Origin of the sequence: Kitasatospora sp. NPDC051705, assembly GCF_044453265.1 — a bacterium.
Taxonomy (GTDB): domain Bacteria; phylum Actinomycetota; class Actinomycetes; order Streptomycetales; family Streptomycetaceae; genus Kitasatospora.
Genome location: NZ_JBITCO010000012.1, coordinates 93,331 through 115,550 on the forward strand (window position 1 = coordinate 93,331; position 22,220 = coordinate 115,550).

Genomic DNA, 22,220 nt, shown 5'->3' on the forward strand with positions numbered 1-22,220 from the left:
CCGACGCCTCCCGCACCTCCCGCACCTCCCGCACCTCCCGCACCTCCCGTACCGGCACCCCCGCTCGCGGCACCCGGGCTCGGGTCGGTGGGCACGGCGGTCGGCGCGGCGCCCGGCGTCCGGCCGGTCGATCCCCCCGACCCCCCGGTCGAACCGCCGCAGCCTGCCGCGGCCCCCACCAACAGTCCCACCAGGGCCGCCCCCGCGACCCGTCGGAATGCCCCTACCCGTCCCACCCGGCGCACGTTCCGCCCCTCCCCAGAGCCGGTCCGGCGACCGGTCGGCACCAGCTAAGCACACCGGGTACCGACCGCCCGCCACGCCCGGTGAACGGAGGGTGGCCGTGGAGCGGCCAGCGGGCGACCGCCCGCCCGGACCGTCCGCCGAGCCACCCCGACGCCGCCGGGGCCCCACCCCCGAACGCCCCGGGCGTTCGAGCCCCGAACGCCCTCGGGCGCTCAACCCCCGGGCGCTCAGCCCTGCTTGAGGTCGGGCACCTGCCAGTCGATCGGCTCGCCGCCGAAGCCGTCCAGCGCCGTGTTGATCTGCGAGAACGGCCGGCTCCCGAAGAACAGCTTGGCCGACAGCGGCGACGGGTGCGCGCCCTGCACCACCACGTGCTTGGAGGTGTCGATCAGCGGCAGCTTCTTCTTCGCGTAGTTCCCCCACAGCACGAAGACCACCGGCTCCTCGCGCTCGCTCACCGCCTTGATCACGGCGTCGGTGAACTTCTCCCAGCCCTTGGCCTTGTGCGAGTTGGCCTCGTGCGCGCGCACCGTGAGCACCGCGTTGAGCAGCAGCACGCCCTGCTCGGCCCAGTGCATCAGGTAGCCGTTGTCCGGGGCGGGGATGCCGAGGTCGGCGTCCAGCTCCTTGAAGATGTTGCGCAGCGACGGCGGCGTCCTGGTGCCGGGCAGCACCGAGAAGCTCATGCCGTGCGCCTGGCCGTTGTCGTGGTACGGGTCCTGGCCGAGGACGAGCACCCGGACCTTGTCGTACGGGGTGGCCTCCAGCGCGGCGAACTCCTGGCCGCTCGGCGGGAACACCTCGTGCTCCGCGCGCTGGGCCGCCACGAAGGCCGCCAGCTCGCCGAAGTACGGCTTCTCCGTCTCGGCACCCAGCACCGCGCGCCAGGACTCGGGCAGCTCCAGCCCGCCGCCCGCACCGGCCTCGACGACGCCCGCCTCGACAGTGTCCGTCACGACATCCACCTCCCACACCGCGGCTGTTGCGCCGCACGCCCTCTTTCACCCCGAACGCTACACAGCCCCACCGACAACTCACTCCCCCGGAGCCGGAGCGGCCGCGGCGGCCGCCCGCGCCACCCGCACGTGCTCCAGCACGTTGAGCCCCACCAGCAGCACCGCCAGCGTCACCAGCACCGCCAGCGCCGGCAGCCGCACCATCGCGGGCGCCAGCCCCAGCACCAGCACCGCGGCGCCGATCCGGGTGCTCGCCACCTGCCGGAACATCATCCAGCGGGTGTACCCGAAGGTCAGCAGGTAGAGCCCGCATCCGCCGTACAGCAGCGCCACCGCTCCCGGGCCGAGCGCCCGCCACGGGTCCGCGACCGTCTCCCCGAAGCCGACCGCCACCCCGATCACCCCGGCGACCAGCGCCAGGTGCCCGTACTGGAAGATCCGCCGGATGACGTCGCGCCGGGAGTCGGCGACCTCGACGGCGTGCCGCATCGCGTCCGCCGCGTAGACGAAGTACTGCCACCACAGGCCCGCCGAGATGGTGAACGCGGCCGCCACGGCGACCAGTTCGGCCGCGTCCAGCCGCGCGCCGGCCGCCGTTCCGCCGATCCCGACGATCGACTCGCCGAGCGCCACCAGCAGGAACAGTGCGAACCGTTCCGGCATGTGCGAGGGGTGGTAGGCCACCGCGGCCAGCCGCCGCCGGAACACCAGCGGGGCCGCGAGGTCGCAGAACGCGGCCGCCGCCCACAGCCCCAGCCGCGGGCCGTCCGGCAGCAGCCCGCCCAGCACCAGCAGCGGCCCGCTGACCAGCACGCCCGCGCCGTACGGGCCGCGCCAGACCCCCGGCACCCGGATCAGCAGGAGCAGCAGCACCACCCTGGCCAGCCAGTACCCGAGGCCGAGCAGCACGCCCCGGCCGCCGTACGCGCCCGGGACGGCCAGCGCCATGAACAGGCCGGCCAGCCCCACCGCCAGGATGCCGAGGCGGTCCCGCGGGTTGTCCACGTCCCGGATGTTGGCCTGCACCGTGGTGCCCACCCAGCACCAGTAGACCGGCACGAACACCACGAGCGCCCGGACGAGGCCGGCCCCGTCGTGGTGGTGGTGCAGCAGCCCGGAGACCTGGGTGATCGCGAAGACGAAGACCAGGTCGAAGTAGAGCTCGGCCCAGGTGACCCGCTTCTCCTCGGCCGCCCCGCCGCCTCCCGCCGCGCCGCCGGCCGGCGTTCCGACGTCCACCGCCCTGACGTCCACCGCCCTGACGTCCACCGTTCCGACGTCCCCCACCGCGGCAACCACCGCTCCGACGTCCCCCGTCGCACTCATCCCGCCGTTGCCTCTCCCCAGGTACGAAGCGGGCCCCGCCCCGGCGACCGGCCGGAACGGGGCCCACGACAGCACCGCAGAGGCTAGACCAGGTCGACCAGGTCCGCGATCGACTTGACCACCCGGGTCGGCCGGTACGGGAAGCGCTCCACGTCGGCGGCGGCGGTGAGACCGGTGAGGACCAGGATGGTCTCCATGCCCGCCTCCATGCCCGCGACGATGTCGGTGTCCATCCGGTCGCCGATCATCACGGCCGTCTCGGAGTGGGCGCCCGCGGTGTTCAGCGCCTCCCGCATCATCAGCGGGTTGGGCTTGCCGACGAAGTACGGCTCGACGCCGGTCGCCTTGGTGATCAGGGCCGCGACCGAACCGGTGGCCGGCAGCACGCCCTCGGTGGAGGGGCCGGTCTCGTCCGGGTTGGTGCAGATGAACCGGGCGCCCTGGTTGATCAGGCGGATCGCCTTGGTGAGCGCCTCGAAGCTGTAGGTGCGGGTCTCGCCGAGGACGACGTAGTCCGGGTTGTTGTCGGTCAGCACGTAGCCGGCCTGGTACAGCGCGGTGGTCAGGCCCGCCTCGCCGATCACGTACGCGGTGCCGCCGGGGCGCTGGCCCTTGAGGAACTTGGCGGTGGCCAGGGCGGAGGTCCAGATGCACTCCTCGGGCACCTCCAGGCCCATGCCGGCCAGGCGGGCGCTGAGGTCGCGCGGGGTGTAGATGGAGTTGTTGGTGAGCACCAGGAACGGCTTGCCGGACTCCCGCAGCCTGCGCAGGAACTCCTCCGCCCCGGGGATCGGGGTGCCCTCGTGGATGAGGACACCGTCCATGTCGGTCAGCCAGGACTCGATGGGCTTGCGGTCTGCCACGTGCGTGTCTCCCGAGTGTTGCAACGTCGTGCGGTGGGCCCTGACGCGGCACAGCCTAATCCGCACGCCTGCCCGACGGCAGCACGTCCCGCGCAGCGGAACTCCGCCCCAGCCCCCGTCCCCGCTGCCGTCCCCTCCGGCGTGACCCGTCGGCCCGGGCGGGTGGCCCCGCAGCAAACCGGGAGCAACCGGGCGCCTCATGATTGAGTGGGCCCCATGAGCCCCGAGACCTCCCGCCCGTTCCGCGTCGGCCTGATCGGCTACGGCCTGGCCGGTTCCGCCTTCCACGCCCCGCTCATCGCCACCACCCCGGGGCTGCGCCTGGACGCCGTGGTCACCGCCAACCCCGAGCGCCGCGAGCAGCTGCAGCGCGAACACCCCGGCGCCCGCGCCGTGGACACCCCGGAACAACTGCTCGCCGACCCGGACGCGCTCGACCTCGTCGTCATCGCCTCCCCCAACCGCACCCACGCCCCGCTCGCCCGCGCCGCCCTTCGCGCCGGGCTCGCCACCGTCGTCGACAAGCCGCTGGCCGGCACCGCCGCCGAGGCGCTGGAGCTCTGCCGCCTCGCCGAGTCCCGCGGCACCCTGCTCTCCGTGTTCCAGAACCGGCGCTGGGACGGCGACTTCCTCACCACCGCCCGGCTCGTGCGGGGCGGCGCGCTCGGCCGGGTGCACCGCTTCGAGTCCCGCTTCGAGCGCTTCCGGCCCAAGCCCAAGCCCGGCTGGCGCGAACTCGCCGACCCGGCCGAGGTCGGCGGCACCCTGTACGACCTCGGCAGCCACCTCGTCGACCAGGCGCTCACCCTGTTCGGACCGGTCGAGACCGTGTACGCGGAGATCGACGTCCGCCGGGACGGCGCGGTCGTCGACGACGACGCCTTCCTCGCCCTCACCCACGCCTCCGGCACCCGCTCGCACCTGTGGACCAGCGCCATCGCCCCGCTGATCGGCCCCCGGCTGCGCGTCCTCGGCGACACCGCCGGGTACGTCAAGCCCGGCATGGACCCGCAGGAGGCCGACCTGCGCGCGGGACACCGGCCGGACGGCAGCCGGCCCTGGGGCGCGGACCAGCCCGCGCAGTACGGCACCCTCGGCACCGACGAGTCCGTGATCACCCTGCCCACCGACCCCGGCGACTACCCCGCCTACTACGCCGGCATCGCCGCCTCGCTGGCCTCCCCCGGCACCCCGCCGCCGGTCGACCCGCACGACGCGGTGGCCACCCTGACCGTCCTGGAGGCCGCGCGCACCTCCGCCGCCACCGGCACCACCGTCCGGCTGGACTGAACCCGCGCCGGGCCCGTCGCCCCCGCACGTCCCCGAGACTGTCGCCCCCACCCCGCGGACCCTGGAGTGGCCGGATGGACAGTCGGCGGGGGCGACCGGTCAGCGGCGAGGAACGGCTGCAGCGCGAACGGGCCTGGTCGGCCGGGCAGCAGGAGCGGGAAGCCGCCTGGAACGCCCGGCACGAGGCGCAGCAGAAGGCCTGGCAGGCACAGGAGCGAGAGCGCCAGGCCGCCCGCGCCGCCGAGTCGGAGCGGGCCGCCTGGACCCGGGGCAGACGGGCCGGGCAGGTCGGCCACCTCGACGTGACCGGGCCGGACGGCGTCCCGGTGCGGATCGCGGTGGTGTGGCTCGGCCGCTTCCGGGCCACCACCAGGCCGCTGAACGACCACAACCCGCTGCGGCACGTCCAGCCGGACGGCGGGGACGGACTCCTCCTGCTCGTCCCGTTCGCCCTCCTCGTCCTCCTGGACTTCGCGGTCCGCTGGTCGTTCCTGCGGCTGACGGGCCGCCCCTGCTGGGCCGTCGCCGCCGCCGCGGGCCCCGACGTCGGCACCCGCGGGCGCAACCTCGTCCTGCGGCGCACCCCGAGCCGGCGGCCGGCCCTGCTGGCCGCGGCGGCGCTGGCCGACCGCGTCGAACGCGACGGGGTCGCGGCCCTCACACCCCGATGACCTCGACCGCCGAGCCCAGGCCCCGGAAGTCGGCGACGTTGCGGGTGTAGAGCGGCAGGCCGTGCACGGAGGCGACGGCGGCGATCATCAGATCGATCCGTCGTGGGCGGGGCTGGCGCCCGGCGGCGATCGTCAGGGTCACCAGCGTCCCGTACCGGGCCGCGGCCGCCGCGTCGAACGGCAGCGGGTCGAAGTCGGCCATCGCCGCGCCCAGCACCTCCAGCCGGGCCGCCCGGCTGACCGGGTCGCGCGCCATCGACACGCCCTGCTGCAGCTCGGCGAAGGTGATCGCGGTCAGCTCCGGCACGGCCGGCAGGTCCGCCGGGGAGAGCAGCGCCAGATCGATGTACACGCAGGTGTCCAGCACCCCGGCCGGCCGCCGCCGGGACGCCCGTCGGCGCTCAGCCACGCGGCCGCTCGAACGGGTCGTCGCCGTCGTCCCCCACCAGCTCCTCCGGACCGAAGTACTCCTCGGCCTCCTTGCGCATCTCCTGGTAGTCCACCCGCGGCAGCTTCACGTGCCGCGCCACCAGCTCCTCCGCCGTGAGCCGCCGCCGCCCCGCCACCGGCCGCAGCTCCGCGACCTCGACCCCGTTCCTGGTGATGTGGAAGGTCTCCCCCGCCTCCACCGCGTCCATCACCGCGGCGGAGTTGTTCCGGAACTCCCGCTGGGTAATCGTCTTCATGCTCCCCAAGGTAGCCCCGCGTAGCCCCACTCGCTACACCCCGAACGCCCCGGACCCAACCTCCCCGGGCAGGACGGCACGGATCGGGTGCGGGTGTCCGCGAGGGAGATTCCCCGAGCGGCTGTCGGGCGGGTGGGTGCAGGCCGTAGGATCGGGCTCCTGTACGTCCGGTGGGTCCGGAGCATCGAGAGGAGTGGCGCGTGGGCATCGTGGCGATGTTGATCGGGCTGCTCCGGGTGCTGACCGGGGAGCTGGTCACCGAGGGCGGGTCGTTCGCCTCGGTGGCGGCGGTCGCGGCCGTGGTGCTGGTGGCCGGTGCGGTCGCCGGGACGCTGGCCGGGGCGCGGCTGCTCGGGGCGCGGGCGCCCGCCGCGGTGCGCAGCGGGGTGTTGCGGCGTCGTGCGTTCGGCACGGCCTTCCTGCCGCAGCGTGATCCGGATGCCCGGGGCAGGCGACGCCCGAGGGCACCGGGTGCGGCCCCGGCGGCCGCGTAGTCCTTCCGTTCCGCCGTACGACGCGGCCGTCCTCCGCCGATCACTCATGTTCTGAGACCCCGGAGGGCTCGCTTCACCATGTCCGTTCTCGCTGTTCTCGACCCGGCCGTCGCCGTCGCCCACGCCGCCGTCGCCGCACTCGCCGAGGTCCTGCCGACCGCGCTGGCGATCGTCCTGTTCACCGTCGCCGTCCGGCTGGCGCTGCACCCGCTGGCGCGGGCCGCGGCGCGCGGGGAGAAGTCCCGTGCCCGGCTGGCGCCGAAGGTCGCCGCGCTGAACAAGAAGTTCAAGGACCGACCGGAGAAGCTCCGGGAGGCGCTGGCCGAGCTGTACCGGGAGGAGCAGGCCTCGCCGTTCGCCGGGTGCCTGCCGCTGCTGGTGCAGATCCCGTTCTTCTCCGTGATGTACCGGCTCTTCACCACGCCGAACGACCTACTGGACCACACCCTGTTCGGCGTGCCGCTCGGCCTGCACGTGGGGGGCGCGCACGGTGCCGGGCAGCTCGCGGTGTTCGGGCTGCTGTACGCCGGGCTGGCGGCCGTCGGGTACGTCAACTTCCGCCGGGCGCGGCGTGCGGCGGCGGCGCAGACCACCCCGCAGCCGGGGGCGGGCCTGCTGCCGTACCTGTCCTTCGGTTCGGTGCTGTTCGCGATGCTGGTGCCGGTGGCGGCCGCGCTCTACCTGGTGACCACGAGCGTCTGGTCGGCGGCGGAGCGGGCCTGGCTGCACCGGGACGGCACGCCGGTGCCGGCGACGGCGCTGGCGCTCTGACGCCCGGGGGACGCGGGGGTGCGGGGACGCAGCGGTGCGGGGCGCCCGGACGGCCGGGCACCCGGTCGGTCGGTCGGCTACCGGGTGCCCGGCCGGGCACCGTAGCCCCGGGCGCCGCCGGCCGCCGCCGGTCAGAAGTGCTCGAGCAGCTCGGGGAAGGTCCTGAGCTGCAGGGTGGCCTCGTCCGGGCCGAGGTCCTGGTGCTCCAGCACCCAGGTGTGCTCGTGCGGGATGAAGACGGTCCGCAGCCCGGCCCCGCGGGCGGGGGCGATGTCGGACTTGGGCGAGTTGCCGATCATCCACGTCCGGTCGGGGTCGAGGCCGAGGTCGGCGACGAGCTGCAGGTAGGTGTCGACGGACTTCTCGGCCACGATGTGGACGCCGCGGAAGTGGTGGTCGATCGTGGAGGCCGCCACCTTCCGCTGCTGCTCGTCGAGGTCGCCCTTGGTGAGCAGCAGCAGGTGGTGGCGGTCGGCGAGGGCGGCGACGGTGGTGGCGACGCCGGCGATGAGTTCGACGTCGCGGGCGGTGAGCGGGGTGAGGAGCTCGGTGATCCGGGCGTCCTCGGCCTCGGTGAGGGCGCGGTCGCCGTTGAGGGCGCGCACGCAGTCGGCGAGGCTCTGCCGGAACACCGTCGCGCCGTAGCCGAGGGCCGCGGAGTTCTCGGCCTCGATGCGGTCGAGGACGGCCCTGGCGCCGTCCCGGTCGGCCGGGGCGGCGACCCAGTCCAGGAAGCCGTCGATGACCCGCTCGAAGAGGACGTTGTTCTCCCAGAGGGTGTCGTCGGCGTCGAAGATCAGGGTCTGGTCGGTGTGCATCGGGGTCTGCTCCAACGGGGTCTGAAGACGTGGTCTGAGAACTGGGGCGGGAGGGGCCCGGAGGCGACGGCCGGGCGCGGTCCGACGGCCGGGCCCGGTCCGGTGGTCAGGCGCGGGGCGGTGGTCAGGCGCGGGGCGCGGGCGTCGCGTCGAGCAGGCGGGCGGCCCGGTCGAGGGTCTCGCGCAGGTTCTCCTCGCTGGTCCGCTGCCGGGCCTCGGCGAGGGTGAGCCACTCCAGCGGGGAGACGGGGTTCTCCGGGCGGGCCCGGTCCGGCTCGGCGGTGGCGAGCAGGAACCGCAGGTCGGCGTGCTGGTGGGCCGGTTCGGTGGCGGACGCCGCGACGGGGACGACGACGAGGTGGAGGAGGGCGGCGTCGGGCCAGGGCGCGAGGTCGGTGAGCCCGGTCTCCTCGCGGCCCTCGCGCAGGGCGATGTCCAGCGGGACGGTCTCCCCCGGGTCGCCGTGCCCGCCGATCTGCAGCCAGGCCTGCTGGCGGACGTGCCAGCGCAGCAGGACGCGGCGGGTGGGCGGGTGGACGATCAGCGCGGAGGCGGTGAGGTGGAGCGGGGTGCTGCGGTCCCAGAGGCCCGCGGCAGGCGCCGCGCCGGTCGTGCCGGTCGCACCGGTCCCGACGGCACCGGCGCCCTCTCCGGCGGCCGCGACGAGGCGGCGGACCCGCTCGTGGTCGGCCGTCTCCGCCGCGCCCTGTGGCAGGTGGTCGGCCAGCAGTCGGGGCAGGTCGGGGCTCTGCGGCAGGCCGCCCGTGGTCACCATGATCAGCACTCCTCGTTCTGCTCCGGACCGCCTCAACCGGCTTGCGGGGGAGGGTGATCGGGCCCGGCGCTTCCGGTTCCGGCAAACCCGCGCAGCCTATCCACGGGCTGTTCGCGGGCCCACCGGTTTTCGCCCGTGCCGGCCGGGGGACGGGCCGGTCGGAGCGGTCCGCGGAGGGCCGTTAGCCTGTGGTGATCGATCCTGTGGTGATCGTTCCGGGACAGGTGGAGGGATGTCGTCATGGTGGCTGCTCCGGCACTCGCGGATCTGCGCGAGGTGTGCCAGCCGCAGGCCAAGCTGCAGAGCCGCAACGGTGAGCACTGGGCGGGGCGGATGTACATGCGGCGCCTCTCGCTGCGGACGACCCGGCAGCTGGTGCGGACCTCGGTGTCGCCGAACACCCTGACCTGGGTGATGGTGGTCTGCGGGGTCGGCGGCGGGGCGGCCCTGCTGATCCCGGGCCTGACCGGTGCCGTGCTGGCCGCGGTGCTGTTCCAGCTGTTCCTGCTCTTCGACTGCGTCGACGGCGAGGTGGCGCGCTGGAAGCGCCAGTTCAGCATGGCCGGGGTGTACGTGGACCGGCTGGGCGCCTACCTGGCCGACGCCGCGCTGATGATCGGCGCCGGGGTCCGGGCGGCCCGCGGCGGTTCGGAGCTGTGGATCTCGGTCGGTCTGGCGGCGGCGCTGGGCGTGGTGCTCCTCAAGGCCTCGACGGACCTGGTGGACGTGGCCCGTGCCCGCAGCGGGCAGGCCCCGGCGGACGAGGAGTCCACGCAGCCCCGGTCGCAGGGCATCGCGACCGCGCGCCGGCTCGCCTCCGTGTTCAAGATCCACCGGGTGACGAACGGCATCGAGGCCTCGCTGGTCCTGCTGGCGGCGGCCGTGGTGGACGCGGCGCTCGGCAACCTGGACGCGACGCGGGCGACGGTCGCGGGCATCGCGGTGATCACCTGGGGCATGGTGGTGGCGCACCTCGCGTCGATCCTGTCCTCCTCGCGCCTGCGCTGACGGGCCGACGGACGGGCGGACGGGCTGACGGGCCGACGGGCCGACGGGCCGACGGGCCGACGGACGGGCGTCCGGCGGCCGGACGCCGGGCCGAAGGTCGGGTTGCCGGCCACCGGGCGCATGGCCACCGGGCCGCCGCTCCGCACTCCGGAGCACGCGCCGCTCCCCCGCCCGGGGGAGTCGGCGGCGCCGGGCCCGCCGCCGGGCGGACGCGGCGCCACCGGCCCCGCGGGGAGGGTGGGTACATGACCGCTCCCCGGCCCGCCACCGCCGTTCCCGACCCGCCCCGCTGGGCCGTCCGTGCCGCGCACGCCGCCGCGGTGACCGCACTGCCGTCGGGCCTGTGGCGCCTGGCACTGGTCGCGGGCTGGCACGGCGGGTACACCGGTGCGGGCTACCGGGCGATGGGCTTCGACGGTCCGGGCGCGGTGTGGCCGGTGACCCTGAGCGTGCTGACGGAGGCGCTCGCGCTGCTCACGGTCGGGCTGGTGCGCCCCTGGGGCACGGTGGCGCCGCGGTGGGTCCCGTTCATCGGCGGGCGCCGGGTGGACCCGCGGGCGGTGGTGGTCACGGCCTCGCTGGGCGCGGCGGGGCTGGTCTGCCTGTGGACGCCGTTCGCGGCGTGGTGGACGTTCCCGCCCTCGGGCATGAGCCCGCTCGGCCACGCCGTGGTCGGCTTCCTCTACCTGCCGACGGTCGCCTGGGGGCCGCTGCTGGCCGCGGTCACCGTCTCGTACCACCGGCGGCACCGGGCTGCGGCCGTCGTCGAGACGGCCGGGGTGGCCGTCGACGGGACCCCGTCCACCGAGCACCCGCCGACCGGTCCCACCCCGACGCCCGACGCAGCCCCGACGCCCGAACCAGCGCCGACGACACCGACGCGGACGCCTCCGCCGACACCGACACCGACACCGACCAAGCGGTGAACCGAGCCCCGGCTACGCCTCGGCGGCGGTGCGCGCGTACGCGGCGAGGACGGTGTCGAGGAGTCCGGGGAAGCGCTGTTCGAGGTCGGTGGCGCGCAGGGCGGAGAACCGGCGGTTGGCCTCCTCGCGCTGGCGGATCACGCCGGACTCGCGCAGCACCTTGAAGTGGTGGCTGAGGGTGGAGGGCGCGACGTCCACCGGGAAGGTGCCGCAAGCCCGTTCGGGCTCGGTGCGCAGGACGCGCACGATGGTCATCCGGGTCGGGTCGGCGAGCGCGTGCAGGACGTCGAGGAGGTCGATCTCCCGGGTTTCGGGGTGGGCGAGCGCCGGTCGGCGCCGGGTGCTTCGGGGCACGGTCCAGCCTCTCTGATCTGCGATGTTCGACAGGTCTCGAAACGCCGTGGTACCACTGACCCACGACAATTTCGTCGTTCGTCGAACATCGTAGTCGAGGGGGACCGACATGCGCGCACTGGTGATGACCGCACCCGGCGGAGCCGAGCACACGGAGATCCGGGAGGTCGGGGCACCGCTCCCCGGCCCCGGGCAGGTCTCCGTCGACGTGGCCTACGCCGGCCTGAACTTCGTGGACGTGATGACCCGGCGCGGCGACAGCGCCTACGCCGCCGACTGGCCGTACCGGCCGGGCAAGGAGGTGTCGGGCACCGTCCGGGCGGTCGGCGAGGGCGTCACCGGACTGGCCGTGGGCGACCGGGTGGCCGCCGCACCGGTCGGTGCCGGGCTGGCCGAGGTGGTGCTCGCCGAGGCGGCGCTCACCGCACCCGTGCCGGACGGGGTCGCCCTCGCCGAGGCCGCCGCCGTCCCGCTCGGCCTGGCCACCGCGATGCTGCTGCTGGACGACGCGGGCCGGTTCACCGCCGGGGACACCGTCCTGGTGCACTCCGCCGGCGGCGGCATCGGCAGTGCGATCGCCCGGCTCGTCCCGCTGCTCGGCGGCGGCCGGCTGATCGGCACGGTGGGGCGCCCGGAGAAGGCGGAGGCTGCCGTCGCCGCCGGGTACGACGCCGCCTTCGCCCGCGGCGAGGGCCTGGCCGAGGCCGTCCGGGCCGCCGCCGGCGGCCGGGGTGTCGACCTCGTCCTCGACCCGCTCGGTACCGACGCCCTGGAGCTCGACCTCGACGTGGCCGCGCCCGGCGGCCGGATCGTCCTGTTCGGCAACGCGGGCGGCGGCGCCGTCGCCGACCTGCCGCCGCTCGCCCGCCTGATGGCCGGCAACCTCACCGTCACCGGCTTCAGCCACCGCGGACTGGCCGCCACCGCCCCCGAGCGGCTCGGCCGGGCGATCGGCAAGGTGCTCGGCCTGATGTCCGGCGGAGGCCTCGCCCTGCCCGTCACCGAACTCCCCGGTCTGGACTCCGTCGCGGCCGCCCACGACGCCATGGAACAGGGCCGCGCCCTGGGCAAGTACGTGGTGCGCGTGGCGGGTTGACCGCCCCCGCCGGCCGGGGCGGGCCCGGGCTGCCAGGGCCGCCCCGGCCGGCAGCCTCGGGGCCGAGATACCGTGGACTGGTCCACGGAGGCCGGGGACAGGAGCGCACGCATGACGGCCGGACACCGGTGGCCGCTGGACGAGACCCCCTGGCCCGCCGAGGCGGCGCTGGCGTACGGCGAGATGGTGGAGCTGACCACCCCGGAGCCGCCGGTCCCCGAGCTGGGCTTCCTCGGTCCGGACCTGCTGGGCACCCGGGGGGTCGTCGTCGAGTGCCTCGTCGAACGGGACGACCACGACGGCCGACCCGGCCCGGTCTACTCGGTGGAGACCGAGGACGGGAGCCCCTGGCGCCTGCGGCCGGAGTTCCTCTCCTCCCTGGGGCGGCTGCACCCCGGCATGCCGCCCCGCCACCGCAGTGACCTGCCCGAAGGCACCCGGGTGTGGATCCGCGACGAGCCCGAGCGGCCAGGCGGGCCCGCCGAAGCCGCCGAAGCCGTCGGACGGATCGGACGGATCACCGGCCTCTGGTGGACCACCGCCCTCGAACCCCCGAAGGGCTACACCGTCGACGTGGACGGATGCAGCCGCAGCGTGACCCCGCAGGAGATCGAGGTCCTCTGACCCCGCGACCGGGCCGACGCCCGGACTCCGCGCGTGAAGTCGACCCGGCCGACTTCTCGTGCGGGGCCCACCGGCGGTTCGACCAGCCCTTCCCGCACGTGGCGTGACGGACGGTCGGCCCGGGCGACCCGGGCGGCATGGTTCGGACGGCAGGGGCGTTGGGTGCGGCATGACCGTGATTCTGGTGATCGGCGCCACCGGCAGTGTGGGGCGGCACGTGGTGTCCGCCCTGGCGGAGGGCGGGTACGGGGTGAGGGCGCTGGTACGGGATCCCGGGAGGGTCCCGCTGCCCGAGGGGGTCGAGGCCGTCCGGGGTGACCTGTCGGCGCCGGAGACGCTGGCGGCGGCGCTGCGCGGGGTGGACCGGGTCTACCTGATGTGGCCGGGGCTCCCAGTGGAACCGCGGGTGGTCGAGCTGATCGCCGCGCACGCCGAGCGGGTCGTGTACCTCTCGGCGGACGTGGCCGACCTCGCCGACGACGAACCGGCCGTGATCTTCCACCAGGAGATCGAGCGGCTGATCAGGAAGTCAGGCGTCCGCTGGACCTTCGTGCGCGCGATCGACTTCGCCGGCAACACCCTCGGCTGGGCCGACCAGGTCCGGCAGGGAGTCGTCCGCTGGCCCTACGGCCGGGCCCGCCGATCACTCGTCCACGAAAGCGACATCGCGGACGTCGCCGTGCGGGCCCTCACAGAGGACGGCCACGACGGTGCCCGGCACGTGGTCACCGGTCCCGAGTCGATCGCCCACGCCGAGCTGGTACGGCTCATCGGCGAGGAACTCGACATCGAGCTGCGCTGGGAGGAGCTCGCCCCCGCGGCGGCCCGCGAGCAGTTGACCGCGGCCTGGGGCGACGCCGCCTTCGTGGACTCCAGACTGCGCGCCTGGGAGTCGTTCACGCACCAACCCGAACGGGTCACCGACACCGTGGAGCGGGTGCTCGGCCGGCCCGCGCGAACCTTCCGCTCCTGGGTCCGTGACCACGCGGAGGACTTCCGGTAGCGGTAGAGGCGACCGGCCCGGGCCTCGCAGAGAGCACCGAGAAGGGCGGCGAGGAGGTTGAAGGCCACGAGGTCGAACGCCAGGAGTCCGAGCATCAGTGGGGCGCGTCCCGGCTTCGCTTGTACTCGCGGAGGAGTGCGAGGAGGTTGATCAGGGTGCTGGCCGGGATGCTGCCGACGGAGACCAGGCGGCGGCCGCGGAGATCGGCGTCACCGGCCCTGGCGGACGGCCAGAGGAGACCGAACTCGCGCCCCTCGGTCCGGAGTTCGACGACGAGTTCGGTGAGCTCGCGGACGGTGAGGTGGAGGAGCGCCGGATCGGCCGGATGGATCGGGTGGTGGGCGCTCACGCGGCACCGTCCAGCTCGAACCAGACGGCCTTGCCGAGCGTCTGCGGGTCGACGCCCCAGCGGTGCGTGAGACCGTCGACGAGCTGGAGGCCCCGGCCGGATTCGGCGAGCGCGGAGGCCGTTCGCTGTTCGGGGAGGGCGGAGGAGCGGTCCGCGACGGTGACCCGGAGGGTGTTGTCGAGGAAGAGGATGAGGACGACGGGGGCGGCGGTCCCCCCGTGGCGCCAGGCGTTGACGATGAGTTCGACGAGGGCGAGCTCGGCATCGGCGATGGTCGGGGGCGCCCAGCCGGCGCGGGTCATCGCGTCGCGGAGGGCTTCGCGGGAGAGCGCGAGGGAGGGGGAGTTGAGGTTGCGCACAGGGGTCTCCCGAAGGGGGAAGGGTGAGACCGGCGGATGCGTCGCCGTGAACGAGCCCACTGGGCATGGGTGTTCTGCGGTGCCCGAGCGGCGTTACTGACGATCCATTCGGCGATCGGTGCATCTCAGACTGTAGGACCGGTGGTACATGTTGGGGTACTTCTACCCCCACCTTCACTCGATCGATGGATTGCTGGACCCTTCACTGGATGGCGATGGATGCTTGGGGCATGCCACCACGAACCACTCCGTCAGCCAGGCAGGAGCGAGTAGGTACCGAGCTGCGGAAGATGCGCGACTGCGCCAGCCGCACGACTGCCGAGTCCGCCGCGCTGTTCGGGTTCGCCCGGACGAAGATCACCCAGATCGAGAAGGGGCAGTACCCGATCACCGCCGAGCGCGTGCGGATGCTCGCGTCCGAGTTCGAAGAGGGCGACGTCGCCTTCATCGAGGCCCTCGCAGCCATGGCCGAGGAACGCCACAGGGGTTGGTGGGAGGACTTCCGGGGCTCTGTACCTGCCGGGTTCCTCAACATCGCCGAGATGGAGTACTTCGCCCAAGGGATGCGCACGTATCAGATCTCGCACGTCCCCGGCGCCATGCAGACGGAGGAGTACGGACGAGCCATCTTCAACGATGTCTACCCGCCACTCTCCGCACGCCACATCGAGGCGCGCGTCGAACACCGGGTTCAGCGCTCCGCGATTTTGATGAGCGAAGGTGCGCAACCCTACTCGGCGCTGGTGCACGAAGCCGCTCTGCGCATGCTGTTCGGTGGTCGTGATGCCGCAAAGAGGCAGATGGACAAGCTGCTTGAGTACTCGGAGCTGCCTCACGTGACGCTTCGGGTGGTCACCTTCAGCACCAATGGCTTCATGGGAGCCGGTCAAGGCATCATCTATGCGAACGGACCAGTGCCCCGTCTCGACACCGTTCAGCTCGACTCGACCAGCGGCCCAGTGTTCCTTCACGAGCAGAAAATGATGGAGAACTACCGCCACATCATCGACAGGATGACCGAGAGGGCGCTCACCGAGAGCCAGTCTCGCGACGCCATCAGGGTCATCAAGAAAGAGATCTAGGGCCATGGAGATACTTCGCTGGAAGCGCCCCGAGGCATGCGGCGAGGGTGCGAGCTGCCCTGAGGTGGCCATCACCTCGGAGGCCGTCTACGTCCGCAGCAGCCTCCGGCCCGACGCCGTCGCCCACCTCACCCCCGGCGAGTGGCGTGACCTCGTCTCCGCCATCCGCAACGGCGAGTACGAACTCTGAACTCTCCACGCCGCCCGGGTCCTTCGCTCCCCGAGGACCCGGGCAGCGCCGCGTCCGCGCCCTCGTCATCGACCGCCCCGGCGCGTACGCTGATCCGCTACACCGTGCCTCGGGGGGAACTGTGCTGCTCGCCATCTCCTTCTTCGTCCTCGGACTCGCCATCGGCGCGCTCATCGCCACTGCCGCCCTGCGCCGCCAGGCCCTCGACGCCGTCCGATCCGCCCGGGCCGCCCGCGACGCGGCCGAATCCGCCCGGAAGGCCGCCGAGGCGGCCAAGGCGCTCCCCGGTCCGGGCCGCCCCAGGAAGGCGGCGGCCCCCACCTCCGACCAGCGGCCCAAGCCGCCGCGGTCCCGCAAGGCACCCGAGCCCGCTCGCGCGCCCGCCACTCCCCTCCCTGCCGGACCCGTCGACGACGGGCTGCCCCGGCTCGGCCCCGCCGGGCCCCGGGACACGCCCGGCACCGTCCCCCGACGAACCGACGACGATCCCTTCCACCACACGGGCGTCTGGGACGAGGACACCGATCACGAGTTCCCGATCGAGCTCCCCGAGCCCGGCGCCGTCGCGGTGGTCGAGGTCACCGCCAAGTCCTCCAAGCGCGTCCGGATCGTCCCGATGACCCGGACCCCGACCCGGGTCGACACCCATCGGACCCTGCTCTACGTCAGCGCCTCCGACGGAACCGAGCGCACCCGCACCGTCCTGTCCCGGGACGTCACCCACCTGAAGGTCGATGCGCAGGGCCGCTCCGAGTGGTCCGTCCGCCTCTACGGCCCGTCCGAGACCGACGAACTGACCGGCACCCGCGAGGGGACCGGCGAGATCGTCGTCGCCCTCCGCCCCGACGCGCCCTCCGAACTCCTGCTGCACGTCGACTCCTCCTCCTGGGGCGCCGAGTTCATCTGCCACTGCTGGCGCTGGGACAAGGACAACCGGGACAAGTGCAGGTGCGCCGCGCCCGAGGGCCTCCCCCGGTGGTTCTCCAGCATGGTCTACCTCCAGGGCGAGGGCATGCGCACCCTCGTCATCCCCCGCCCCGGCCTGCTCAAGCTCCACACCGACAAGCCCACCGACCCCTGGCGCCTCCGGCTCGGCCCCTACCGCGGCACCGCCGAGGACGACGACTCCGACGACTAGCATCGGCCGGGTGCTGCCCGAACAACTCCCCCTCTCCCCCGGCGCCTTCACCACAGCCGCCGCGGTGCGGAACGCCGGCCGCGGCGCGAGCGAGACACGGATCTGCATCGCCCGCGGGCTTCCGTCGATCTTCCTCTTCGCGGATCCGGGCGCCCGGCGGCTCCGGGGCTTCAACCTCTTCGACGGGTGGGCCGAGGAGGACGACCGGGGCCCGGTGTTCCACCTCACGAGCGTCGGCGCCCTCGGCGACCACCGGCTGACCCTCGGGAACAGGGCCCTCCTCGACCACCGGGAGCACGGGCGGGCCCTTCACCTGTTCGCCGCCGACGGCCCCTCCGGAAGCCCGGTCGACCCCGTCCGCCAGCGATACCTGGGCGAGTTCCTCGTCGACCCGACCGAACCCCACCTGGAACGCCGAGCCCCGGCGCTCGGCCCCGGCAACCGGACCCGCCGGGTCTTCGTCTTCCGGCTGCGGCCCGTGCCGGGCCGGCCGTTCCAGCGCGACGACCGTGACGGGACCGCCACCCCCGAGGAACACGCCGCCGCGGCCGCCAGGACGTGGTTCGTCAGCTACCGGTGACCGCCCGGGCCGGCCGCCGACCGGAGCCCCCGGTGCGTCGACCGGCCGGAACCACCGATGACCCGACCGACCGGATCCGCCGACGGCCCGGGTGACGGTCTCGCCGTCACCCGGGCCGCGGCCGCCGGCCGTACCCCCGTCACCGCCGGTGGAAGACGCTCCGCGACCAGAGGTAGCCGAGCAGCGTCAGTCCGGTGCACCAGGCCAGAGCGATCCAGCCGCTGGAGCCGATCCCGGTGCCCATCAGCAGACCGCGCAGGGTCTCGATGATCGGGGTGAAGGGCTGGTACTCGGCGAACCAGCGGAGCACCGTCGGCATCGAGTCCGGCGGGACGATGGCGCTGCCGATGAAGGGCAGGAAGGTCAGCGGCAGCGGCGTGTTGCTGGCGCTCTCCGGGGTCTTCGACACCAGCCCGATCCCCGCCGATATCCAGGTCAGCGCCAGCGTCACGAACAGCAGCAGCCCTGCCGCGGCCAGCCACTCCACCGGCCCGGCGCTCGACCGGAACCCCATGGCGAAGGCCGCACCCGTCACCAGCACCAGCGCGATCACCGTCTGGATGACGCTGCCGATCACGTGCCCCGCCAGGAACGCCGACCGCGATATCGCCATCGTGCGGAAGCGGTTGACGATGCCCTCCGTCATGTCGACGCAGACGCCGACCGCCGTGGCGACCGAGCCCGCCGTCGCCGTCATCAGCACGATCCCCGGCGTCACGTAGTCGATGTAGCTTCCGCCGCCGATCCCCAGCCCCAGCGCCCCGCCGAAGGCGTAGTTGAAGAGCGCCAGCATCATCACCGGCATCACCACGACCGAGAAGGTCATCGCCGGGTACCGCTGCGCGCGCTTGAGGTTGCGCCGCAGCATGGTCAGCGAGTCGCTGACCGCGTAGCTCGTCATCGCGCTCATCGCGCGCCCTCCCCCGTGAGCGTGAGGAACACGTCGTCCAGATCGGCCGTCTCCACGACCAGTGACTCGGCCCGCACCGACGCGTTGTCGAGCGCGTCCAGCACGGCCTTCACGGTGAGCACCGAGTTGTCCCCCGGGATCTCCAGCCGCAGTGCCTCGGCGTCGGCCGTGGCGTACTCGAACAGCCGGGCGGCCGCGTCCAGGTGGCCCGGGTCAGCGAACTGGAGCCGGATCCGGCCGCCGGGGACGATCCGCTTGAGCTCCTCGGCCGTGCCCTCGGCGACGATCCGGCCGCCGTCCAGGACGGCTATCCGGTCGGCGAGTTGGTCGGCCTCCTCCAGGTACTGGGTGGTGAGCAGGACCGTCACCCCCTGCTCGCCGACCAGCCCCCGGATGATCTCCCACATGGTGCGCCGGCTGCGCGGGTCCAGCCCGGTGGTCGGCTCGTCGAGGAAGATCACCTGTGGGTCCCCGACCAGGGTCATCGCCAGGTCGAGCTTGCGCCGCATGCCGCCGGAGAAGGTGGACACCGGCTTGCGGGCGGCCTCCGTCAGGTCGAACCGCCGCAGCAGGCCCTCGGCCCGCCTCCGCCCCTCCCGACGGCGGAGGTGGTGGAGGTCCGCCATGAGCAGCAGGTTCTCCTCGGCGGTGAGCAGGTTGTCCACCGCCGAGAACTGGCCGGTGACGCCGATCGACCGCCGCACCCCGTCGGCCTGCGCGGCCACGTCGTACCCGGCCACCCGGGCCGTTCCGCCGTCCGCCGGGAGCAGCGTGGACAGGATCTGCACGGTGGTGGTCTTGCCTGCGCCGTTCGGCCCGAGCAGGGCGAACACGCTGCCCGCGGGGATCTCCAGGTCGACCCCGTTCAGCACCGCCTTGTCGCCGTAGGACTTGGTCAGCCCGCGCGCGGAGACGGCCGCCATCAGGCCCTCCGGACGACGACGGTGCCGACCTGGGTCTGCGCGCGGACCTCGACCGTCTCCCGGGCGTCGCCCGGGCCCTCCGCCTCGCCGAGGGAGTTGCGGACGCCGCCGAACTTGCTGTGCACGTCGAGCCAGGCCGCGGTGCCCTCCGCGATTCCGATCTCCACGTCCCCGACGCTGGTCTGCAGGGTGACCTTGCCGCGGACCACCCGGCCGAGCCGGATGTGGCCGTTCGCCGACTTGGCGTCCACGCCCGAACCGGCGAGGCCGACGTGGATCCGGCCGTTGGAGGCGTTGGCCACCAGCTCCCCCCGCACCTCGTCGATCTCGGTGTCGCCGTTGCTGTTCTTGACCGTCAGCCGGCCCCCGACGGAGCCGACCTCGATCCGGCCGCCGCCGGACACCTCGGCGTCCCCGGTGACGGTGCCGACCCGGACGTCACCCATGTCGGTCTTGAGCCGCACGGCCTCGGCCCGGTCCAGCTGGATCCGGCCCATGGACGTCTTCACCCGGCAGTCCCCGAGCGGGCCCTCGGCGACGAAGTCGGCCATCGGGGAGTCGGCGTGCACCTCGGAACCGGCCGGCAGCTCGACGAGGACCTCGATCGAGCCCTTCCTGTTGGAGAACACGGTGCGCTGCTTGGGGCCCTTGAGGGTGAGCCGGCCGCCGGAGAAGTCGACCTGGGTGAGCTCGGCGGCCCTGACGTCCGCCTCCCTGGCCGCGTTGGCGGGCCGGACCTCGACCACGGTGTCGGTGCGCTTGCTCGCGCGGACCCACACCGAGCCGATCTCGAACTCGAGGGCTGCGGAGATCGGTCCGTCGGTCTCGTACGTAGGCATGGCTGTCCCGTCCTCTTGACTCGTGGTGGTGTTCCCGCTGGTCGGAGCGGGGGTGACGTGGAAGGTGCAGGGTGCTCGGTGGTGCGAAGGCGTGGGGAGGTGTGGGGAGGTGTGGGGGGGCGTTAGTGGACCCAGCCGGTGAAGCCCTGGCCGCCCCCGCCGCGCGGGGCGCGGGTGCCGAGGTCGGCGGCCGGGCGGACGCCCGGCTGGCCACCCTCCATCGCGCCGGCGACGGCCCGGACCAGCCAGGCGTTGAGGGACAGGCCCTCCCGCCCGGCCGCGTCCTCCGCCCGGGCCTTGAGGTTCGCGGGCAGTCGCAGGTTGATCCGGGCGGTGCCGCTCTCGTCGCCCTCCGGCACCGGAGAGGAGACCGGTGGCACCACCGGCGCCACCGACGGCACCACGGGTGGCACATCGCCGTGGAAGCCGCCGGTGCCGGGCGGCACCGTGACCACGAACTCCGGATCCAGCCCGCGCAGCCGGACGTCAACCGAGCCCGGCGCGAGGTCGCGGGTGACCTCGCCCATGGCGGCGGAGAGCGCGTTGAGCAGGGTGAGCCGCACGGCGGACTCCAGCGGGAGCGTCAGCCGCTCGGCCAGCGCGCGGGCTTCGTCCCCGCCGGCGTCGGCCGCCGCGGCGAGCTCGTTCCGGAGGTTCTCTACGTACGGCGTGAGGTCCATGCCAGAAGCATGGCACAGCGGTGGCGCCATGTCGAGACATAAATGGCACCACTGTGGCGCCACCCGGCGGAGGGGTCCGGCACCACGTCACGCGCGGGCCCGGCGCCACGTCCCGACCGGGCCGGCGCCACAACGGGAACCGCCCCGCCGGCCGAAGCCGACGGGGCGGTCCACCAGGGCGAACGGCCGGCGGTCAGGCCCGCCAGCCCGCCAGGTACGCGTCGATCTCGCCGACCAGGCGGGCCTTGCCGGCCACGTCCAGGAAGGACGCCTCGACCGCGTTGCGCGCCAGCGCCGCCACCCCGGACTCGTCCAGGTCCAGCAGCCGGGCCGCGACGGCGTACTCGGTGTTGAGGTCGGTGCCGAACATCGGCGGGTCGTCGCTGTTGACGGTCACCAGCAGGCCGGCCTCCACCATCCGCTTGATCGGGTGGTCCTCGATCCGCTCCACCGCGCGGGTGGCGATGTTGGAGGTCGGGCAGACCTCCAGCGGGATCCGGTGCTCGCCGAGGTGGTCCAGCAGTGCCGGGTCCTTGACCGCCTGGGTGCCGTGCCCGATGCGCTCGGCGCCGAGCACCCGGATGGCGTCCCAGACCGTCTCCGGCCCGGTGGTCTCGCCCGCGTGCGGCACGCTGCGCAGGCCGGCCGCCCGCGCCCGGTCGAAGTACGGCTTGAACTGCGGACGCGGCACGCCGATCTCCGGGCCGCCGAGGCCGAAGCTGACCAGGCCCTCCGGGGCCAGGTCGACGGCGAGCCGGGCGGTCTCCTCGGCGGCCTCCAGGCCGGCCTCGCCGGGGATGTCGAAGCACCAGCGCAGGACGACCCCGAGCTCCTTCTCGGCGCGCAGCCGGGCGTCCTCGATCGCCTCCATGAAGGCGACGTCGGGGATGCCCCGCCGGACCGAGGAGAACGGGGTGATGGTCAGCTCGGCGTACCGGATGTTCTGGCGCGCCATGTCCTCGGCCACGCCGTAGGTGAGCGCGCGGACGTCCTCGGCGTCGCGGACCAGGTCCACGACGCTCAGGTAGACCTCGATGAAGTGCGCGAAGTCGGTGAAGCTGAAGTACTCGGCGAGGGCCGCCGGGTCCGTCGGCACCTTCGACTGGCCGCGGTGGCGGGCGGCCAGCTCCGCGACGACCCGCGGCGAGGCCGAGCCCACGTGGTGGACGTGCAGCTCCGCCTTGGGCATCCCGGCGATGAACGCCTCGATGCCGCCCTTGCCAGTGGGGTTTCCGATCCGACTTCCGTCCGGCTGGACCACGG

The 22,220-nt window shown here is 73.8% G+C and carries 28 protein-coding genes; 13 read left to right on the forward strand and 15 right to left on the reverse strand.

Annotated features, from left to right (window positions below):
- Positions 1-473: 473 nt before the first annotated feature.
- From ACIA8Q_RS17570 to ACIA8Q_RS17580, 3 genes are all read right to left on the reverse strand, one after another.
- Positions 474-1,202 (reverse strand): uracil-DNA glycosylase, encoded by a 729-nt coding sequence (locus tag ACIA8Q_RS17570; RefSeq protein ID WP_360209393.1) that lies wholly within the window; start codon positions 1,200-1,202, stop codon positions 474-476.
- A 78-nt stretch (positions 1,203-1,280) separates the two neighbouring features.
- Positions 1,281-2,489, reverse strand: coding sequence for a low temperature requirement protein A (locus tag ACIA8Q_RS17575; RefSeq protein WP_396317414.1), 1,209 nt, complete (start codon positions 2,487-2,489; stop codon positions 1,281-1,283).
- Positions 2,490-2,611: 122 nt separating this feature from the next.
- A complete protein-coding gene (locus ACIA8Q_RS17580; protein ID WP_360209399.1) occupies positions 2,612-3,391 on the reverse strand; it encodes an HAD-IIA family hydrolase in 780 nt (259 codons plus the stop codon).
- A 216-nt stretch (positions 3,392-3,607) separates the two neighbouring features.
- On the opposite strand from ACIA8Q_RS17580, the gene ACIA8Q_RS17585 reads away from it, so the two are divergent.
- Positions 3,608-4,681 (forward strand): Gfo/Idh/MocA family oxidoreductase, encoded by a 1,074-nt coding sequence (locus ACIA8Q_RS17585; RefSeq protein ID WP_360209402.1) that lies wholly within the window; start codon positions 3,608-3,610, stop codon positions 4,679-4,681.
- 74 nt (positions 4,682-4,755) lie between these two features.
- The gene (locus ACIA8Q_RS17590) at positions 4,756-5,352 is read left to right on the forward strand and encodes a hypothetical protein (protein ID WP_396317415.1); all 597 of its coding nucleotides are present in this window, start codon (positions 4,756-4,758) and stop codon (positions 5,350-5,352) included.
- On the opposite strand, the gene ACIA8Q_RS17595 is transcribed toward ACIA8Q_RS17590, so the two are convergent.
- Both ACIA8Q_RS17595 and ACIA8Q_RS17600 read right to left on the reverse strand, forming a co-directional pair.
- Positions 5,339-5,761: a type II toxin-antitoxin system VapC family toxin gene (locus tag ACIA8Q_RS17595; RefSeq protein ID WP_396317416.1), complete on the reverse strand. Its 423-nt coding sequence runs from the start codon at positions 5,759-5,761 to the stop codon at positions 5,339-5,341. The two genes, ACIA8Q_RS17590 and ACIA8Q_RS17595, sit on opposite strands and share 14 nt — an antisense overlap.
- Positions 5,754-6,038, reverse strand: coding sequence for a type II toxin-antitoxin system prevent-host-death family antitoxin (locus tag ACIA8Q_RS17600; RefSeq protein WP_360209406.1), 285 nt, complete (start codon positions 6,036-6,038; stop codon positions 5,754-5,756). Before ACIA8Q_RS17600 ends, ACIA8Q_RS17595 begins: the two co-directional genes overlap by 8 nt.
- 200 nt (positions 6,039-6,238) lie before the next feature.
- Between ACIA8Q_RS17600 and ACIA8Q_RS17605 the strand changes: the two genes are divergently transcribed.
- Entirely contained in the window at positions 6,239-6,532 is a 294-nt protein-coding gene (locus tag ACIA8Q_RS17605; protein WP_360209408.1) for a DUF6412 domain-containing protein, read from the forward strand.
- 78 nt (positions 6,533-6,610) lie between these two features.
- Complete coding sequence (locus ACIA8Q_RS17610; RefSeq protein WP_387901436.1) at positions 6,611-7,303, forward strand: YidC/Oxa1 family membrane protein insertase; 693 nt, start codon at positions 6,611-6,613, stop codon at positions 7,301-7,303.
- A 131-nt stretch (positions 7,304-7,434) separates the two neighbouring features.
- Here ACIA8Q_RS17610 and ACIA8Q_RS17615 read toward each other — a convergent pair whose 3' ends face one another.
- Together ACIA8Q_RS17615 and ACIA8Q_RS17620 are read right to left on the reverse strand one after the other, a co-directional pair.
- A complete protein-coding gene (locus ACIA8Q_RS17615) occupies positions 7,435-8,121 on the reverse strand; it encodes an HAD family hydrolase (protein WP_396317417.1) in 687 nt (228 codons plus the stop codon).
- Positions 8,122-8,245: 124 nt separating this feature from the next.
- On the reverse strand, positions 8,246-8,896 hold the full coding sequence (locus tag ACIA8Q_RS17620) for an NUDIX hydrolase (RefSeq protein ID WP_396317418.1): 651 nt from the start codon (positions 8,894-8,896) through the stop codon (positions 8,246-8,248).
- A 240-nt stretch (positions 8,897-9,136) separates the two neighbouring features.
- Between ACIA8Q_RS17620 and ACIA8Q_RS17625 the strand changes: the two genes are divergently transcribed.
- Both ACIA8Q_RS17625 and ACIA8Q_RS17630 read left to right on the forward strand, forming a co-directional pair.
- Positions 9,137-9,904: a CDP-alcohol phosphatidyltransferase family protein gene (locus ACIA8Q_RS17625; RefSeq protein ID WP_360209418.1), complete on the forward strand. Its 768-nt coding sequence runs from the start codon at positions 9,137-9,139 to the stop codon at positions 9,902-9,904.
- A 245-nt stretch (positions 9,905-10,149) separates the two neighbouring features.
- Complete coding sequence (locus tag ACIA8Q_RS17630; protein WP_396317419.1) at positions 10,150-10,830, forward strand: hypothetical protein; 681 nt, start codon at positions 10,150-10,152, stop codon at positions 10,828-10,830.
- A 12-nt stretch (positions 10,831-10,842) separates the two neighbouring features.
- Here the strand turns inward: ACIA8Q_RS17630 and ACIA8Q_RS17635 are convergent, their stop codons facing one another.
- A complete protein-coding gene (locus ACIA8Q_RS17635; RefSeq protein ID WP_360209423.1) occupies positions 10,843-11,184 on the reverse strand; it encodes a metalloregulator ArsR/SmtB family transcription factor in 342 nt (113 codons plus the stop codon).
- A gap of 109 nt (positions 11,185-11,293) precedes the next feature.
- Here ACIA8Q_RS17635 and ACIA8Q_RS17640 point away from each other — a divergent pair, with 109 nt between their 5' ends.
- From ACIA8Q_RS17640 to ACIA8Q_RS17650, 3 genes are all read left to right on the forward strand, one after another.
- On the forward strand, positions 11,294-12,280 hold the full coding sequence (locus ACIA8Q_RS17640) for a zinc-binding alcohol dehydrogenase family protein (protein ID WP_396317420.1): 987 nt from the start codon (positions 11,294-11,296) through the stop codon (positions 12,278-12,280).
- A 111-nt stretch (positions 12,281-12,391) separates the two neighbouring features.
- A complete protein-coding gene (locus ACIA8Q_RS17645) occupies positions 12,392-12,904 on the forward strand; it encodes a hypothetical protein (protein WP_396317421.1) in 513 nt (170 codons plus the stop codon).
- 169 nt (positions 12,905-13,073) lie between these two features.
- Positions 13,074-13,907: an NAD(P)H-binding protein gene (locus ACIA8Q_RS17650; RefSeq protein ID WP_396317422.1), complete on the forward strand. Its 834-nt coding sequence runs from the start codon at positions 13,074-13,076 to the stop codon at positions 13,905-13,907.
- 94 nt (positions 13,908-14,001) lie between these two features.
- Here the strand turns inward: ACIA8Q_RS17650 and ACIA8Q_RS17655 are convergent, their stop codons facing one another.
- Together ACIA8Q_RS17655 and ACIA8Q_RS17660 are read right to left on the reverse strand one after the other, a co-directional pair.
- A complete protein-coding gene (locus ACIA8Q_RS17655) occupies positions 14,002-14,256 on the reverse strand; it encodes a hypothetical protein (protein ID WP_360209435.1) in 255 nt (84 codons plus the stop codon).
- Positions 14,253-14,615, reverse strand: coding sequence for an ATP-binding protein (locus tag ACIA8Q_RS17660; RefSeq protein ID WP_360209437.1), 363 nt, complete (start codon positions 14,613-14,615; stop codon positions 14,253-14,255). Before ACIA8Q_RS17660 ends, ACIA8Q_RS17655 begins: the two co-directional genes overlap by 4 nt.
- A 209-nt stretch (positions 14,616-14,824) precedes the next feature.
- Here ACIA8Q_RS17660 and ACIA8Q_RS17665 point away from each other — a divergent pair, with 209 nt between their 5' ends.
- The 4 genes from ACIA8Q_RS17665 (at position 14,825) to ACIA8Q_RS17680 (ending at position 17,605) form a co-directional block, all read left to right on the forward strand.
- On the forward strand, positions 14,825-15,697 hold the full coding sequence (locus ACIA8Q_RS17665; protein ID WP_360209440.1) for a DUF5753 domain-containing protein: 873 nt from the start codon (positions 14,825-14,827) through the stop codon (positions 15,695-15,697).
- A 4-nt stretch (positions 15,698-15,701) separates the two neighbouring features.
- Entirely contained in the window at positions 15,702-15,887 is a 186-nt protein-coding gene (locus ACIA8Q_RS17670) for a DUF397 domain-containing protein (RefSeq protein ID WP_360209443.1), read from the forward strand.
- A gap of 121 nt (positions 15,888-16,008) precedes the next feature.
- Positions 16,009-17,025 (forward strand): hypothetical protein, encoded by a 1,017-nt coding sequence (locus tag ACIA8Q_RS17675; RefSeq protein ID WP_360209446.1) that lies wholly within the window; start codon positions 16,009-16,011, stop codon positions 17,023-17,025.
- 10 nt (positions 17,026-17,035) lie between these two features.
- Positions 17,036-17,605 (forward strand): hypothetical protein, encoded by a 570-nt coding sequence (locus ACIA8Q_RS17680; RefSeq protein ID WP_396317423.1) that lies wholly within the window; start codon positions 17,036-17,038, stop codon positions 17,603-17,605.
- A 139-nt stretch (positions 17,606-17,744) separates the two neighbouring features.
- On the opposite strand, the gene ACIA8Q_RS17685 is transcribed toward ACIA8Q_RS17680, so the two are convergent.
- The 5 genes from ACIA8Q_RS17685 to ACIA8Q_RS17705 all read right to left on the reverse strand — a co-directional run bounded on the left by ACIA8Q_RS17685 (position 17,745) and on the right by ACIA8Q_RS17705 (position 22,218).
- Positions 17,745-18,515: an ABC transporter permease gene (locus ACIA8Q_RS17685; protein WP_360209452.1), complete on the reverse strand. Its 771-nt coding sequence runs from the start codon at positions 18,513-18,515 to the stop codon at positions 17,745-17,747.
- Positions 18,512-19,438 carry an ATP-binding cassette domain-containing protein gene (locus tag ACIA8Q_RS17690; RefSeq protein ID WP_387901468.1) on the reverse strand — a complete coding sequence of 309 codons (927 nt, stop codon included), beginning with the start codon at positions 19,436-19,438 and terminating at the stop codon, positions 18,512-18,514. The genes ACIA8Q_RS17685 and ACIA8Q_RS17690 overlap by 4 nt, the downstream gene beginning before the upstream one ends.
- Positions 19,438-20,277 (reverse strand): DUF4097 family beta strand repeat-containing protein, encoded by an 840-nt coding sequence (locus tag ACIA8Q_RS17695; RefSeq protein ID WP_360209458.1) that lies wholly within the window; start codon positions 20,275-20,277, stop codon positions 19,438-19,440. The genes ACIA8Q_RS17690 and ACIA8Q_RS17695 overlap by 1 nt, the downstream gene beginning before the upstream one ends.
- A gap of 122 nt (positions 20,278-20,399) precedes the next feature.
- Positions 20,400-20,957: a toxin-antitoxin system HicB family antitoxin gene (locus ACIA8Q_RS17700; protein ID WP_360209461.1), complete on the reverse strand. Its 558-nt coding sequence runs from the start codon at positions 20,955-20,957 to the stop codon at positions 20,400-20,402.
- 193 nt (positions 20,958-21,150) lie between these two features.
- The gene (locus tag ACIA8Q_RS17705) at positions 21,151-22,218 is read right to left on the reverse strand and encodes an adenosine deaminase (RefSeq protein ID WP_396317424.1); all 1,068 of its coding nucleotides are present in this window, start codon (positions 22,216-22,218) and stop codon (positions 21,151-21,153) included.
- Between the last annotated feature and the right edge of the window lie 2 nt (positions 22,219-22,220).